This is a genomic window from Sphingobium ummariense RL-3 (assembly GCF_000447205.1).
In the GTDB taxonomy this organism is placed as follows: Bacteria; Pseudomonadota; Alphaproteobacteria; order Sphingomonadales; family Sphingomonadaceae; genus Sphingobium; species Sphingobium ummariense.
In genome coordinates this window covers 93547-109154 of record NZ_AUWY01000058.1, presented here as the reverse complement: position 1 = coordinate 109154, position 15608 = coordinate 93547, and the positions used below count along the sequence as shown (strand labels likewise).

General features: G+C 66.6%; 15 protein-coding genes and 1 pseudogene. 11 read left to right on the top strand and 5 right to left on the bottom strand.

Translation table 11 applies throughout. From position 1 onward, the window contains the following. The 6 genes from M529_RS32880 to M529_RS32855 form a co-directional block, all read left to right on the top strand. Positions 1-262 (top strand): acetyl-CoA carboxylase biotin carboxyl carrier protein (locus M529_RS32880; protein WP_021317522.1); only part of this gene is annotated, 262 nt, incomplete at its 5' end. A gap of 14 nt (positions 263-276) precedes the next feature. Then, the gene (gene accC / locus M529_RS32875) at positions 277-1629 is read left to right on the top strand and encodes an acetyl-CoA carboxylase biotin carboxylase subunit (protein WP_021317521.1); all 1353 of its coding nucleotides are present in this window, start codon (positions 277-279) and stop codon (positions 1627-1629) included. Continuing rightward, positions 1626-1970, top strand: a complete 345-nt coding sequence (gene arsC / locus M529_RS32870) for an arsenate reductase (glutaredoxin) (RefSeq protein WP_021317520.1) — start codon at positions 1626-1628, stop codon at positions 1968-1970. The genes accC and arsC overlap by 4 nt, the downstream gene beginning before the upstream one ends. Before the next feature lie 85 nt (positions 1971-2055). Continuing rightward, positions 2056-2403: a DUF6152 family protein gene (locus M529_RS32865; RefSeq protein WP_021317519.1), complete on the top strand. Its 348-nt coding sequence runs from the start codon at positions 2056-2058 to the stop codon at positions 2401-2403. Beyond that, positions 2404-2865 carry a hypothetical protein gene (locus tag M529_RS32860; protein ID WP_021317518.1) on the top strand — a complete coding sequence of 154 codons (462 nt, stop codon included), beginning with the start codon at positions 2404-2406 and terminating at the stop codon, positions 2863-2865. A gap of 81 nt (positions 2866-2946) precedes the next feature. Beyond that, complete coding sequence (locus M529_RS32855; protein WP_031294815.1) at positions 2947-3696, top strand: ParA family protein; 750 nt, start codon at positions 2947-2949, stop codon at positions 3694-3696. A 9-nt stretch (positions 3697-3705) separates the two neighbouring features. On the opposite strand, the gene M529_RS32850 is transcribed toward M529_RS32855, so the two are convergent. The 3 genes from M529_RS32850 to M529_RS32845 all read right to left on the bottom strand — a co-directional run bounded on the left by M529_RS32850 (position 3706) and on the right by M529_RS32845 (position 9439). Beyond that, a complete protein-coding gene (locus M529_RS32850) occupies positions 3706-6027 on the bottom strand; it encodes a putative bifunctional diguanylate cyclase/phosphodiesterase (RefSeq protein ID WP_021317516.1) in 2322 nt (773 codons plus the stop codon). Between the two features lie 522 nt (positions 6028-6549). Then, positions 6550-7359, bottom strand: a complete 810-nt coding sequence (locus M529_RS49140; RefSeq protein WP_152522559.1) for a hypothetical protein — start codon at positions 7357-7359, stop codon at positions 6550-6552. Between the two features lie 319 nt (positions 7360-7678). Further along, positions 7679-9439, bottom strand: a complete 1761-nt coding sequence (locus tag M529_RS32845; protein WP_021317515.1) for a fatty acyl-AMP ligase — start codon at positions 9437-9439, stop codon at positions 7679-7681. A gap of 147 nt (positions 9440-9586) precedes the next feature. Here M529_RS32845 and M529_RS32840 point away from each other — a divergent pair, with 147 nt between their 5' ends. From M529_RS32840 to M529_RS50660, 4 genes and pseudogenes are all read left to right on the top strand, one after another. Further along, complete coding sequence (locus tag M529_RS32840) at positions 9587-10111, top strand: regulatory protein RecX (protein WP_021317514.1); 525 nt, start codon at positions 9587-9589, stop codon at positions 10109-10111. A gap of 52 nt (positions 10112-10163) precedes the next feature. Then, positions 10164-10703, top strand: a complete 540-nt coding sequence (locus M529_RS32835; RefSeq protein ID WP_021317513.1) for a DUF192 domain-containing protein — start codon at positions 10164-10166, stop codon at positions 10701-10703. Positions 10704-10747: 44 nt separating this feature from the next. Further along, positions 10748-11146, top strand: a complete 399-nt coding sequence (locus M529_RS32830; RefSeq protein ID WP_021317512.1) for an NADH:ubiquinone oxidoreductase subunit NDUFA12 — start codon at positions 10748-10750, stop codon at positions 11144-11146. Further along, a pseudogene (locus M529_RS50660) lies at positions 11143-11559 on the top strand (DUF2155 domain-containing protein); the annotation flags it as partial. The gene M529_RS32830 and the pseudogene M529_RS50660, both read left to right, overlap by 4 nt. A 35-nt stretch (positions 11560-11594) precedes the next feature. Here M529_RS50660 and aat read toward each other — a convergent pair. Together aat and M529_RS32815 are read right to left on the bottom strand one after the other, a co-directional pair. Further along, on the bottom strand, positions 11595-12341 hold the full coding sequence (gene aat / locus M529_RS32820) for a leucyl/phenylalanyl-tRNA--protein transferase (protein ID WP_021317510.1): 747 nt from the start codon (positions 12339-12341) through the stop codon (positions 11595-11597). A 118-nt stretch (positions 12342-12459) separates the two neighbouring features. Then, positions 12460-14055: a phosphoenolpyruvate carboxykinase gene (locus M529_RS32815; RefSeq protein ID WP_031294811.1), complete on the bottom strand. Its 1596-nt coding sequence runs from the start codon at positions 14053-14055 to the stop codon at positions 12460-12462. A 295-nt stretch (positions 14056-14350) separates the two neighbouring features. On the opposite strand from M529_RS32815, the gene M529_RS32810 reads away from it, so the two are divergent. Continuing rightward, positions 14351-15565 carry a dipeptidase gene (locus M529_RS32810; protein WP_021317508.1) on the top strand — a complete coding sequence of 405 codons (1215 nt, stop codon included), beginning with the start codon at positions 14351-14353 and terminating at the stop codon, positions 15563-15565. Positions 15566-15608 lie beyond the last annotated feature (43 nt).

Genomic DNA, 15608 nt, shown 5'->3' with positions numbered 1-15608 from the left:
CGTAGCGGCGGAAGCCGCGCTGCCCGCCGGCACGCTGGTGCGCTCGCCGATCGTAGGCACCGCCTATCTGGCGGCCGAGCCCGGCGCGGCGCCCTTCATCCGCGTTGGCGCCACGGTGAAGCCGGGCGACACGCTGGTCATCGTCGAGGCGATGAAGGTCATGAACGCCATTTCCGCCACCACCGGCGGCACGGTCAAGGCGGTGCTGGTCGATAACGGCCAGCCGGTCGAATATGACCAGCCGCTGGTCGTGATCGAATAAGGCGGCGGCACGGCATGGCCATCGAAAAGCTGCTGATCGCCAACCGCGGCGAGATCGCGCTGCGCATCCACCGCGCCTGCCATGAAATGGGCATCAAGACGGTCGCGGTCCATTCCACCGCCGACGCCGACGCCATGCATGTGCGGCTGGCCGACGAGGCGATCTGCATCGGGCCGCCCGCCGCGCGCGACAGCTATCTGAACGTCGCCGCGATCATCTCCGCCGCCGAGATCAGCGGCGCGGACGCGATCCATCCGGGCTACGGCTTCCTGTCGGAGAACGCCCAGTTCGCCGAGATCGTGGAGGCGCACGGTATCGCCTTCGTCGGCCCCAAGCCCGAGCATATCCGCATCATGGGCGACAAGGTGGAGGCCAAGAAGACGGCCGGCGCGCTCGGCCTGCCGCTGGTTCCCGGCTCCGCCGGCGCGATCTCCAGCGTCGAGGAAGCGAAGGAGATCGCCGCGGAGATCGGCTATCCCGTGCTGATCAAGGCAGCAAGCGGCGGCGGCGGGCGCGGCATGAAGGTCGTGCCGGACGAGGACCAGCTCGAAACGCTGATGAAGCAGGCCGGCAGCGAAGCGAAGGCCGCCTTCGGCGACGACACCGTCTATATGGAAAAATATCTGGGCAATCCCCGGCATATCGAGTTCCAGGTGTTCGGCGACGGCAACGGTAACGCCATCCATCTGGGCGAGCGCGATTGCTCGCTCCAGCGCCGCCATCAGAAGGTGCTGGAGGAAGCCCCCTCCCCCGTCCTCTCCACCGCCGAGCGTGACCGCATGGGCGAGGTGGTGCGCAAGGCGATGGCCGACATGGGCTATCGCGGTGCGGGCACGATCGAGTTCCTGTGGGAAGATGGCGAGTTCTACTTCATCGAGATGAACACCCGCCTGCAGGTCGAGCATCCGGTCACCGAGATGATCACCGGCGTCGACCTGGTGCGCGAGCAGATTCGCGTCGCGGAGGGCCGGCCATTGTCGGTCGCGCAGGAGGATCTGCGCTTTACCGGCCATGCGATCGAATGCCGGATCAATGCGGAAGACCCCAAGACCTTCGCGCCTTCGCCCGGCACGGTGACCAGCTATCATGTCCCCGGCGGCATGCACGTCCGCGTCGATAGCGGGCTCTACCAGGGCTATAAGGTGCCGCCTTATTACGATTCCATGATCGGCAAGCTGATCGTCTACGGCCGCACCCGCGAAGGCGCGATCATGCGGCTGAAGCGCGCGTTGCAGGAATATGTGATCGAGGGGATGAAGACCACGATCCCGCTGCACCAGGCGCTGCTGGAGGATCCGGACTTCCTCAACGGCGACTATACGATCAAGTGGCTGGAGGAATGGCTGGCGCGCGAGAGCGTGCAGTGAAGGCGACAATCTGGCACAATCCGCGCTGCTCCAAGTCGCGGGCGGCGCTCGCGATCCTGGAGGAGACGCCGGGGATCGATGTCGAGATCTTCGACTATCTGAAGGCCATGCCGAGCCGGGAGGTGATCGAGGCGGTGCTGGCGAAGGCCGACGTCGCGCCCTCGCAAGCCGTGCGCAAGGGCGAGGCCGTGGTGAAGGACATCGGGCTAGACACCAGCGATGATGCCGCGGTGCTGGAGGCGATGGTGCAACATCCGATCCTGATTGAGCGGCCGATCGTGGTGACGGACAAGGGCGCAGTCATCGCCCGGCCGCCGGAAAGAGCGCGCGAGCTTCTTTAAGGCTTATCTCTGTGACAAATCATTGCTGAAGGAACCGCCGGGGCACGCGAGAGTCTGAAGGTTCAGGTCACCCCGGAGTCCTGCCATGAAACGCTCACTGGTTGCCGCCGCCCTTCTGCTGAGCCTTCCTGCCGCCGCCTTGGCGCATCATGGCTGGAGCAGCTATGATGCGTCCAAGACCCTGAAGATCACGGCGCCCCTCAGCGACGTCAGCTGGGGCAATCCGCACGGCAGCGCCAAGGTCCAATGGCAGAAGCGGACCTGGGACGTGGTGCTGGCGCCGGTCGCGCGCATGGAGGCGCGAGGACTTAGCAAGGCGATGCTGACCGATGGCAAGCCGGTGACGCTGGAGGGCTATCCGCGGCGCGACGGCACCGCCGAAATGCGGATCGAGCGCGTCACCGCGCAGGGCAAGACCGTCGAGCTGCGCTGATTGATCGGCGAACTGGCCGCCGCACTGGAAGGCAGCGCGCTGGGCGTGACCGCCCGGGAATCCGCCTGGGCCTATCCGCTCGCCAATCTGGTGCACCTTCTGGGCCTCGTCCTGCTGGTCGGCGGCATCGGCCTTCTCGACCTGCGCCTCGCCGGTCTCTTTCGCGCCTTGCCGTTAGCGGCACTCTCCCGTGTGCTGACGCCGCTTGCGATCGTGGGCCTGCTGTTGCTCGCGGCGAGCGGCGCGGTGCTCTTCGCGGCCGACGCCGGAGCGCTGGTGCGGTCGTTGCGATTTCAGCTGAAGCTGCTGCTGATCGCGCTTGCGCTCGGCAATGCGGGGCTTTTCCGATGGCTGTGGAAAGGGGAGCCCGTCCCTGGTCCAGCGCTGCGTCTGATGGCAATGCTGTCGCTGCTGCTGTGGCTCGCAATCGCCTCGCTCGGGCGGCTGATCGCCTATGCGTGATCGCAGGACCGTCATCGGCGCGTAACAAAGGCGTGATTGTCGCTTGCCTTGGCGGGCGCGGAGGACTTAGCTTCCCTGCCCATGGCAAAGGAACCGGTATTGGCGACTATCGCCGTCTACAGCCTGAAGGGCGGGGTAGGAAAGACGACCTTCGCGATCAACCTGGCCTGGGCATCGGCCAGCATCTCGAAGCGGCGGACGCTGCTGTGGGATCTCGACCCGCAGGCGGCGTCGAGCTGGCTGATTTCCACCGACAGCCAGAGCAGGGACGCCGCGCAGGCGATCTTCAGCAAGGATGTGGAGGTGCGGAAGCTGATCCAGCCGTCCACCGTGCCGGGGCTGGACCTGATCGCCGCGGACACTTCGCTGCGCGGGCTGGACCACCTGTTCCGCGAGATGGACAAGAAGAAGCGGCTGGCGAAGCTGATCGAGAGCCTGGGGCGGGACTATGACCGCATCATCCTCGACTGCCCGCCCGGGCTGACGGAAACCAGCGAGCAGGTGCTGCGCGCCGCCGACCTGATCGTCATCCCGGTGATCCCGTCCCCCCTGTCGCAGCGGGCGATGGGGGAAGTGGCGCGCTATCTGGTCCAGCGCGGGGGCGCGCATGCGCCGATCCTGCCGGTCTATTCGATGGTGGACCGCCGCCGCAGCCTGCACCGGGCGGCGCTGGAGGCGCAGCCCGACTGGCCCGCCATCCCGATGGCGAGCACCATCGAGCAGATGACCGTGCGCCGCAAGCCGCTGGGCGCCTTCGCCCCCTCCTCGCCCGCCGCGCGGGACTTTTCGGCGCTCTGGACCTCGGTCGAACGGCAGCTGGGCGCCCGCTGAACCGGGCAGTCAGGCGCTGCGGCGCTGGTGGTGGGGGAAGAGCAGACCCGCGTCGCGCGCCAGCATCGGGCGGCCGAAATAATAGCCCTGCACCTTCCGGCACCCCAGCCGCCGGACCATGTCCAGTTCCGCCTGCGTTTCCACGCCCTCGGCCGTGGTCGTCATGCCCAGGCTGTCGGCCAGGGTCACGACGGCGCGGATGATCGCCAGGCTTTCCGCCTTGTTGTTCGACGCGCCGACCACGAAGCTGCGGTCGATCTTGATCGTGTTGAAGCGCGTGCGGCTGAGATAGCCGAGCGAGGAATAGCCGGTGCCGAAATCGTCGAGCGACAGGTGGATGCCGAGCGCGAGCAGCTGGTCGAGCACCTTGAGCGCGCCGGTGCCCTCGCTCATGAACACGCTTTCGGTGACCTCCAGCTCCAGCCGGCGCGGGTCGAGGCCACTGTACGACAGCGCCGACACCACCGCCGCCACGAAGCTCGCATGGGTGAGCTGCTCGGCCGAGACATTGACGGCGATGCGCACGTCCTCCGGCCAGTTCACCGCTTCCATGCAGGCGGTGCGGAGCACCCATTCGCCGATCGGCGCGATCAGCCGCGCCTCTTCCGCCACGGGCACGAACTTGGCGGGGGAGATGGGGCCGAGCTGCGGATGGGTCCAGCGGACCAGCGCCTCGAAGCCGACGACGCAGCCGCCCTCCGCATCGACCACCGGCTGGTAGAGGACGTGGAGCTGGTCCTTCTCCAGCGCCTCGCGCAGCGCCAGTTCGATCAGCCGGCGTTCCTCGGCGAGCGCATGGAGCTGCGGCTCATAGGCGCGGTGGACGCCGCCGCCCTCCCCCTTGGCACGATAGAGCGCCAGGTCGGCGCTGCGGACCAGCGCCTCGGATTCGCGGCCGTCATGCGGGGACATGGCGGAGCCCACGGACGCGCCGACATAGAGGGTATGCTCGTCGACATGATAGGGAGCCGAGAGCGCGCCGATAATGGCGCCGGACAGCTCCGCCACGGCATGCTCGTCCGCGACGCGCGGGATCACCACGCCGAATTCGTCGCCGCCGATCCGGCCGCAAAATTCGGTTTCGTGGCAGATCTGGCGCAGGCGCCGCGCCACCTGGGTCAGCAGCTTGTCGCCGATCTGGTGGCCGAGCGTGTCGTTGATCGCCTTGAAACGGTCGAGGTCGATCATCAGGAAGGAACAGCCCGGCACCCGTTCCCCGGCCGCCGCCATCGCCTGGTCCAGCGCGTCGCGCAGGTGGCTGCGGTTGGGCAGGCCGGTGAGCGGGTCGAAGCGCGCGAGCTGGGCGATCTTGTCGGCCGATTCGCGCTGCGTCGTGACGTCCGATCCCACGCCGCGAAAACCCTGGAACACGCCGGCATCGTCATGGCGGGGCGAGGCCGACAGCTCCCACCAGCGGGTGCGGCCGCCGATCTCCACCGGCAGGACGAGGTTGCTGAAACTCTCGCGGCGCTTGAGATGATCGGCCAGACTGTGAAGCCCGGAAGCGAAGCGCCCGTCCTCCCATGCGGAGCCGGCCAGCACCTGGACCAGCGGCAATCCCTCGATCTGTTGCGGGTCGAGCCCCAGCGTCTCGGCGAAACGGGCCGACACGCCCTGGAGTCGGCGCGCGGCGTCGGTCTGCCACAGCCAGTCGGAACCGCCCTCCTCATATTCGCGCAGGAGCAGGCTCACCACCTCGCTCTTTTCCTCGAGCTGCGCACTCATGCTGTGCTGGCGGACGAAGAGGCGCGCGAACAGCACGGTGCCGAGCACCAGCCCCAGCGCATAGCCGATGCCGAGCATGCGCAGCGATTCCTGTTCCGGCACGGTGAACAGGACAGGCATGGAGAGCGCCACCGGCAGCAGGAAGGCGGCCGCGGCCAGCGGCGCCGCGGCGAAGGTGATCGTGCCGCAGACCATCACGCAGCTGAGCAGCGTCCAGAAGGCCATCAGCTCCCCCGGATTGCCCGCACGCGGGAAGAGCCATATCGCCCCCGCCCACAGCAGCCCATGGGCGAAACCCGCGACGCCCAGCAGATGCAGGTCGATCGTCCGGGGTTGGGCGTAAGCATTGGCGCGGCGGCGGTTGGCGAGGAGGATGGCAATGGCGGCCGCCGCCAGCATGGCGACGGACCAGCCGATCAGCCGGCTGGCAGGGGTCGAATCGTCGAACACGCGCCAGAGGAACAGCAGGCCGAGAATGTTGAGCCCCAGCCGGAGCGGCGCCACCGTGTCGGAAAAGCGCAGCTGCGCCGCGAGGACGCGCATGCCCGTGTCGTCGGCGTGCCGGCCAAGACCGAGCGCCGCGAGAAGCGCCGCCCGCCCCCGCATGCCATGGTCCGGTGATGATCGACCCGCTCCGCTCACGGGACAGGACGTAGCGGCAAGCCGTTAGGAAACGGTAACCCCGATGCGCATGCCAGGGACTGCCACGGCGGTCCGCCGGTCGCCGGAGATACGATGGCGACGCGACAGAGGCGAAGTTCACACCGTTGTCGGGCATTTCGGACCGAAAAATGCAGCAAAGTCCCGGCGAGGCGACAGCGACGCGACAGTCACGCGACACCGACGCGCCACTGACGCGACAGTTGGGTAACAGCAAGGTCACAGCAACGCGACAGGGAGGCGACAGGTTTGTACTGAACAACGGGGTGCGCGGAAGCCGGATCGGGCGCGTGGAACGAGGCGGTGCCATCGCCATGGTAGATCAGAGGAAATCCTATTTTAGAAGGGGTTTATGCAGGATGTCATGAAGGTCCCAAGGGGCAGAAGGCTTCGTGTAAAGCGCGGAGGGTAAGTTTTGGCTGATTGTGGAATGTCGGCTCAGAGGCGAAGTGCGTGAGATACAGACGTTCAGCCCGCAGTTGTAAGGCGCACCATCATATCGGGCTGAAGAGATGCACCTATAGATGCGTGCTGCTTAATCCGCCATTTTTCAGCTTCACAAATCGCTTCGCAAACCCATAAGCTTCCATTCAAAAGCATTGCTTCAACAGGATCGCGCTCTTTCCAACTATCAATGCGAGGGCCAAGTTTTCGCGCGCATTCATTGAAAGCATGAACCATATGCAGGACTGGGATCGAAGGCACGAATGCGCGCCGATGTAAGCTTTTGGCTTTTTCAGCAATTTGGCTTTCGTTCAGACGGCCGGGCTCGTTCAAGCCTAATCGAATCGCCCAGTGATTGGCAGACTGACTAAGCAATTTGCGCATCCCCGGGGTCGAAGCTCTGATTACCTCTTCCCGCATTAGCGATGGGCCACCGGTAGGATTCATGTGATAAACATCCTCCGGCCGCCCTCTTTTGATTGCCTGTGCACCGACCGTCATAGCTTGGAATAAGCCTTGCAACACTTGTTCACCGTAAAGATCATATGCTGCAAAGCGTTGTTCAATGCGCTGACGTCCGTGCAATAAGGCGCGCTCGAATTGGCGCCTTTGTGGCGGGCAAAAGGTGGCGTCCCGCCGCTCTTTCCGCAACCAACGTAGATCATATGTTTGGCGAGCCTTGTAAAGGCAGTAGCTGGCCAAAGCATCTGCAAACTTGGCACCCGATTTACCGCGCTCGCCTGCTCCAATCTCCGGATAAGCCATCAGGGCAAAGTATATGAACGTTGCCTCGAATGGATCGGAAGGGAATTCTACTTCGGGTATGAACGCCACAGCAACCCCCCCCTGATCGCGCGCTAATCATTTCTTCCATGCATTTATTAACTCAGCCATTGCGGTGATAAAGCTTCCGACAGCTATCAATAATCCAGTTAATTCTGCAAACATGCGCCGTACTCCTTGCCCGCTTTATGCGGTCAAGCAGTACGGTTGTGCAGGGGGCGATATCTTGCAGCTTTTTCCAGCCTACAGCTATCACCCCCGTCCCGTTTGAGGAGACCGAGCGCATGACGTAAACGGCGGCAAGTGGCGCACATCCGCCATTCGTTCCACGCCCCAAATCCCGAGGCGCACGCGCCCCCGCCCCGCCAACTCAAGCCGCGATGTCGTAGGGGCGTATCTCGCCGGTCAGATAGAGGTTGCGCGCCTTGGAGCGGCTGAGCTTGCCCGAGCTGGTGCGCGGCAGGGTGCGGGGCGGGACGAGTTCGACGACGCAGTTCATGCCGGTGATGGCGCGGACGCGTTCGCGGATCTGGTCGCGCAGGCGCGAGCGTTCCTCATTGTCCGAAGTGCGGCAATGGACCAGCACGGCGGGCGCTTCCTCGCCGCCCGGCGTGGTGATCGCGAAGGCGGCGATGTCGCCCTGCTTGAAGCCGGGAAGCTGCTCCACCGCCCATTCGATGTCCTGGGGCCAGTGGTTCTTGCCGTTGATGATGATCATGTCCTTGGCGCGGCCGACGATGTAGAGATAGCCGTCGCTGAGATAGCCCATGTCGCCGGTGTCGAGCCAGCCGTCGATCAGGCAGGCGTCGGTCGCCTCCTGGTCGCGGAAATAGCCGACCATCAGGCTGGGCCCGGTGGTCCAGACCTTGCCGATCTGGCGCTCGCCCAGGACGACGCCGTCCTCGTCGCGAATCTCGACCTTCATGTCGCGGGCGGGCTTGCCGCAGTTCACGATCGAGCGGAAGCGCTGCGGCCGACCCTCGGTCGCGGAGCCGCCGGACAGGTCGGTCTCCTCCACCAGTTCCACCATGATCCCTTCGCCCGGGGGCATGATGGTGACGGCAAGCGTCGCTTCGGCAAGGCCGTAGCTGGGCAGGAACGCCTTGGGGCTGAAGCCCGCGTCGGCGAAGGCGTCGACGAAGCTCTGCATCACGTCCGGGCGGATCATGTCGGCGCCGTTGCCGGCCAGCCGCCAGCGCGACAGGTCGAAGCGGTCGGCCGCCTTGGTCTGGCTGGACATGCGGCGGGCGCAGATGTCGTAGCCGAAGGTCGGCGAATAGCTGATCGAGGTGCCCTCGTTCCGGCTGATGAGGTCGAGCCAGGCGAGCGGGCGCCGGGCGAAATCCTCGGTCTTCATGTAGTCGGTCGACACCTGGTTGGCGACGACCGACAGGAAGCAGCCGACGAGGCCCATGTCATGATACCAGGGCAGCCAGCTGATGCAGCGGTCGCTGTCCTGCACCTCCATGCCGTGGCTGTGCGCGGCGAGATTGCTGAGCAGGGCATGGTGCGTGACCGCGACGCCATGCGGGAAGCGGGTCGATCCGCTGGAATATTGCAGGTAGCAGATGTCCTGCGTGTCCGCCTGCGGCAGCGCGGCGGGAGCGGCGTCGCGGGCCAGGAAATCCTCGAACGCGATGCTTTCGACCGCGCGCTGGCAGCCGGCCTCGCCCGCCATCTCCTCCAGTTCCCGAGGGAAGAGGAACAGCATGGGATCGCAGCTGGTCAGCTGGACATTGAGCTGGTCGATATAGCTTTCCTTGCCGCCGAAGCTGGTCGGCAGCGGCAGCGGCACCGGCCAGCCGCCGGCATAGACGATGCCGAAGAAAAGCTGGGCGAAGTCCGCGCCCGTCTCCGCCACCAGCGCCACGCGGTCCCTGGGCTTCACGCCATGGGCGATCAGGCGGTGGGCGCAGGCGACGGCGTCCGCGCGCAGCTCGCTGAAGGGATAGGTGCGCGCCAGATTGCCGCGCGCGTCGTGGAAGTTCAGTCCGCGTCTGCCCCGCGCCGCATAGTCCAGCGCTTCCCCCAGCGTCCCGAAATCGGAAAAGCGGCGGGGAAGGTCGTCGGTCGTCGGCGTCGGTGCCATCATGCTTTGCGAACCCGTCATATTGGTGTCACCCAATGTCATAATTGTCATATTCAGCCAGCCGCTACCATCATTCGCGCGGTCTTGCACCGGATAGTTGCGTTCCAGCCTGTGCTTCTACCCCACAAGGCGCGGTAAAATTCCGGCCCGACTGTGGCATAAAAATGGCGCCTGTCGCATGGTGTCGCGATGACCGGCAAGCGCCCCCGCCCACCCCTGACGGAAGAGACGCTGCGCGAGATGGCGCTGCGCCATGTCGGCCGCTTCGCGACGAGCCGGGGCAAGCTGCTCGACTATCTGCACCGCAAGATCCGCGAACGGGGATGGGAGGGCGAGGCGGCCGCCGCACCCGAGGCGCTGGTCGAGCGACTGGCGGAGCTCGGCTATGTCGACGACCGGGCCTATGCGGCGATGAAGGCGTCGTCGCTGTCGCGCCGGGGCTATGGCGCGCGGCGGGTAGCGGAGACGCTGCGCGCGGCGGGCATAGGCGAAGAGGAAGGCGCGCAGGCGAAGGCGCAGAGCGAGGCGGAGGCATGGGACGCGGCGGACCGCTTCGCCCGGCGCAAGCGGATCGGCCCCTATGCCGCGCAGGCCCCCGACCCCAAGCAGCGGGAGAAGTGGATCGCCGCCTTCCTGCGGGCGGGGCACGGGATGGGGGTGGCGAGGCGCTGGGTCGACGCCCGGCCGGGCGAGGTGCCGGAACGGGACATGTGACCTGTGCCCTCGCCGCTATACGTCCGGCATGCGATGGGCTAGGCCCACGGCCATGAAGCCCGCCCTGCCGCTCCTTCTCCTGTTCCTTGCTGCCTGCACGCCGACGAAGCCGACCGGGAGCGAGCCGGCCGATAACAGCGCCGCTGCGGGCCAGACGGCGCCGCTCGCTACCCTTCCGCTGGCGATCCGGACGGCCAAGGGCGAGCATCGCTTCACCGTCGAGGTCGCGCGCACGCCGCAGGAGCAGGAGCAGGGCCTGATGTTCCGCACCGCGCTGGATGCGGACGGGGGGATGCTGTTCCCGATGAGCCCGCCGCGCACCGCCAGCTTCTGGATGAAGAACACGGTGATCCCGCTCGACATCCTGTTCATCCGCACCGACGGGACGATCGCCTTCATCAAGGCGAACGCCACGCCCTATTCGCGCGAGCCCGTGTCGGCGGGCATCCCCGTCGCCGCCGTGCTGGAGCTGCGCGGCGGGCGCGCGGCGGAGCTGGGGATCGCGGAGGAGGACGTCGTGTCCTGGGGCGCCTGCGCGGTGCCCGGCAGCGCTTCGACCGATCTGAATTTCTGCCCCGCGGGCGAACGCTGAGCGCACTTGCCAATGCCCTGCACACCGGGCTAAACGCGTCGGCCATGGGACTCCTCGGCAAGATCTTCACCTGGTGGGATGGCGCGACCATCGGCACCTCGCTCTACACCAGCCGCAAGGGCACGAAGGTCGGCGAGGACCATCAGGGCAATGTCTATTATGAAGGCGGCGCCGACGTGATGGGCCGCACCCGCCGCTGGGTCATCTATAACGGCGCCAACGACGCCAGCCGCGTGCCGGCAGAATGGCATGGCTGGCTGCACCATTCGATCGAGGGGACGCCCGAAAGCTTCCTGCCGCCGCCGCGCATCTGGGAAAAGGACTTCACCCCCAACGCCACCGGCACGCCGCACGCCTATCGCCCGTCGGGCGCGCTGGAAAAGGGCGGGCATCGCCAGCGGGCGACCGGCGATTACGAGGCGTGGAGCCCCGACGCATCATGATCCGGCGCCCGGCGGGGGGCGTCCTGCCGATCCTGTCGTTCGCAGCGCTGGGCTGCGCGTCGATGCTGGCCGCCTGCGGCGGCGACGATGTTCCCGCGGCCAACCAGACCGGCCCCGTCCGCATCCAGGGCAGTCCCGTGCGCACCGCGCAGGACGCCGCGCTGGCCGGCACGCCGATGGCCGAGCGAGTCGCGGTGATCGGCCTGCTGAACAAGCGCAACGGCATCACCATGGACCTGAAGATGAAGCCGGGCGAGGCGCTGCGCGCGGGCGACGCGATCGTGCGGCTGCAGGCCTGCGAGACCAGCGCGCCCTGGGAGAATGTGCAGGAAACCGGCGCCTTCGTGCAGCTGGACGTGCGCAGCACGGCGGACGGCAAGTGGCGGCGCAACTTTTCCGGCTGGCTGTTCCGCGAGCGGCCCGACCGCAATGTCGTCCAGCACCCGATCTACGACGTCTGGGTCAAGAGCTGCGCGATGGAATGGCCCGAGACCGGCCCCGGCACGGTGAAGCTGGGCGGCAAGGACGGCGCGACCGCCTCCCCCGCCAGCGGCGCGAACGCCAGCGAGGCCGCTGCACCCGCCCCCGCCGACAGCGGATCGGCGCCCGCGCCCAGCGCCACGCCCTCGACCGCCGCGCCCAGCAACTGAAGATAGTCGCGCTGGCCGATCTCCACCGCGCCCAATGAGCGGAGATGGTCGGTCATGAACTGGCAGTCCAGCAGGGTGAAGCCGGCGAAGCGCAGCCGCGCGACCAGCCAGGCGAGCGCGACCTTCGACGCGTCGGTGCGGCGCGACACCATGCTTTCGCCGAAGAAGGCGCGGCCCAGCGCGACACCGTAGAGCCCGCCGACAAGCTCTTCCCCTTCCCAGACCTCGACCGAATGGGCGAAGCCTAGCGCATGCAGATGACCATAAGCCTGCTCGATCGCGCCGTTGATCCAGGTGGACGGCCGGTCCTCCGCCGCCTCGGCGCAGAGCGCCACGATGCCGGCGAAGTCGCGGTCCGCGGTGACGCGGAAGCATTCCCGGCGCAGCGTCTTCGCGAGCGAGCGGGAGAGGTGGAAGCCGTCAAGCGGCAGGATGGCGCGGCGCTTGGGCTCGACCCAGTAGACATCCTCCGCCTCGCGGTCGTCGGACATCGGGAAGACGCCGATGGAATAGGCCTGCAGCAGCACGAGCGGGTCGATCATCATTCCGCGTCCGGTGTAGCCAGTGCGGGCGGCCGGGCAAAGCAAAAGCGAAGGGCGCCGGGAGTATTCCCCGGCGCCCCTTGCGAATGGCGATCCTTCCCCGGCGAGGGAAGGCGTCGGATCAGGCCGCGGTCAGCGCGGCGCCGCGAACGGATTCGTCGACATGGTCCTCGAACTGGGCGAAGTTGTCGACGAACTGCTTGACCAGCTTGGCAGCGGTCTCGTCATAGGCTTCCTTGTCGGCCCAGGTCTCGCGCGGATCGAGGATGGTGCTCTCCACGCCCGGCACGGCGACCGGCACTTCGAACCCGAAATTCGGATCGGTGCGGAATTCGGCGCTGTTGAGGCTGCCGTCGAGCGCGGCGTTGAGCAGCGCGCGGGTGACCTTGATCGGCATGCGCTTGCCGATGCCGTACTTGCCGCCGGTCCAGCCGGTGTTGACCAGCCAGCAGGTGACGCCGCCCTTGTTGATCCGCTCCTTCAGCAGATTGCCATAGACCGACGGGTGGCGCGGCATGAAGGGCGCGCCGAAGCAGGTCGAGAAGGTGGCGGTCGGTTCGGTGACGCCGATTTCCGTGCCGGCGACGCGCGCAGTGTAGCCGGACAGGAAGTGATACATCGCCTGGTCGGGCGTCAGCCGCGCGATCGGCGGCAGCACGCCATAGGCATCCGCGGTGAGGAAGATGATGTTCTTCGGCACCGGACCCAGATTGTCCTTCGACGCATTGGGGATGAAGTCGATCGGATAGGAACCGCGGCTGTTTTCGGCCAGGCTGTTGTCGTCGAGGTCGATCGTGCGCGTATCCTCGTCGATCACGACATTTTCCAGCACCGTGCCGAAGCGCTTGGTGGTAGCGAAGATCTCCGGTTCGGCCTCGGCCGACAGGTTGATCATCTTGGCGTAGCAGCCGCCCTCGAAATTGAAGACTGCCGTGTCCGACCAGCCATGTTCGTCGTCGCCGATCAGCGTGCGGCTGGCGTCGGCCGACAGCGTGGTCTTGCCCGTGCCCGACAGGCCGAAGAAGACGGCGGTGTCGCCGTCCGGGCCGATATTCGCCGAGCAGTGCATCGGCATGACGCCCTTCACGGGGAGGAGGTAGTTGAGGATGCCGAACACCGACTTCTTCATCTCGCCCGCATAGGCCGTGCCGCCGATCAGGATCAGCTTCTCGGTGAAGTTGACCGCGATCACCGTTTCCGTGCGGCTGCCGTGGCGCGCGGGGTCCGCACGGAAGCTGGGCAGGTCGATGATCGTATATTCGGGGGCGAAGCCAGCCAGTTCATCGGCGTTCGGGCGGACCAGCAGGGTGCGGATGAACAGATTGTGCCAGGCGAATTCGTTGATGACGCGCACATTGACGCGATGTTCGGGCTGCGACCCGCCGAACAGGTCGGCGACGTAGAGCCGGTCCTTCTCTCCCAGCGCCTTGAAGAAATCTTCCTTGAGCGCGGCGAAATGCTCGGGCGTCATCGGGACGTTGGTGTTGCCCCACCATACGGTGCTTTCGGTTTCGGCGTCGCGGACGATGAACTTGTCCTTGGCGCTGCGGCCGGTGTGCTTGCCGGTCTTGACGACCAGCGGACCATCCTTCGACAGGATACCCTCGCCATTGCGCACGGCGGCTTCGACAAGCGGCGCGGTGCCGAGATTCCAGAACTGGGTCGCGTTAGTGGAGATACCCTGCTGGTCCAGGGTAATAGAGGATTTGGCCTGCACGCCTTTACTCCCGATAATGATGTCCTGATCGCTCATACGGCTTCGTCTCGCGACCGGTCCGCCCCCCGACGCGCCGCATCGGCGTGCGGCGTCATCTTCTGCAGACAATGGGGGCATAAGGCTTTGCACTGAGCCCGTCAAATCCCCGCGATCCGGCACTTGTCCCGAAATTCGGCACGTTCGGCCCACCGAGGCATGGACGCATGGGCGCGCGGGAAGCCCGGTCCGGGTGGCGGGGCGACCGGTCGGCACCCGGCCGCTTCCTTTCTTCCTGCGCGCCCACTAGGCTGCCGCCATGATCCTCCTTCGCCTCGCGGCGCTGCCGCTGCTCGCCCTCGCCCTGCCCGCTTATGCCGCCGATCCCTATGCCGCCCGGATCGACCGGGTGCTGAAGGCGACGCCGCTGATCGACGGGCATAATGACTGGCCCGAGGCGCTGGCGGAGAAGGCGAAGGAGGCGCGCTGGTCGATGGACCTGACGCATCTGGACCCGCAGACCTATCATACCGACATCGCGCGGCTGCGTGCCGGGCATATCGGCGGGCAGTTCTGGTCGGTGTGGGTATCGGCGGACCTGCCCGAGCTGCAGCAGGTCAAGGACACGCTGGAACAGATCGCGCTGGTCCACAGCCTGGCGGAGCGCTATCCGCGCGACTTCCAGCTGGTGTCCACGGCGGCGCAGGTGCGCGCGGCGCACAAGGCGGGGCGGATCGCGTCGATGATCGGGGTCGAAGGCGGCGGGCAGATCGACGGCAGCCTGGCGGTGCTGCGCGCCTATCACGACCTGGGCGCATCCTATCTGACGCTGACCCATTCCAAGACCATCGCCTGGGCCGACAGCGCGACCGACGACCCGCAGCATGGCGGGCTGACGCCCTTCGGCAAGGATGTGGTGCGGGAACTCAACCGGCTGGGGATGCTGGTGGACCTGTCGCATGTCAGCGAGAAGATGATGCTGGACGCGCTGGCGCAGAGCCGGGCGCCGGTGATCTTCTCCCACTCCAACGCCCGCGCGCTGTGCGACACGCCGCGCAACGTGTCCGACGCGGTGCTGCGCAAGGTGGCGGAGAATGGCGGCGTCGTCATGGTGAACTTCGCCGCGCAATATGTGTCGGAGGCGCGGCGCGTGTGGGGCGCGGACCGCAGCGCGGAGATCACGCGCAACAACGCGCCGCCCTTTGGCGGGCTGCACATCGGCGATCCCGAAGGGGCCAGGGCGGCGCTGGCGGCGTGGGAGAAGGCGCATCCCGAGCCGGTCGTCACGATCGGCCAGGTCGCCGACCATGTCGAGCATATCGCGAAGATCGCCGGGGTCGACCATGTGGGGATCGGCAGCGATTTCGACGGGGTGGGCGCGTTGCCGCAGGGGCTGTCGGGCGTCGATACCTATCCGGCGCTGCTCGCCGAGCTGATGCGGCGGGGCTGGAGCGACGCCGACATCGCCAAGCTGGCCGGCGGCAATGTGCTGAGGGTGATGGAGGCGGCGGAAAAGGTGGCCCATGCCGGATAAGGGCGTTTCGCGCCGGGCCGCGACGGGAATGATGGCGGCCGCG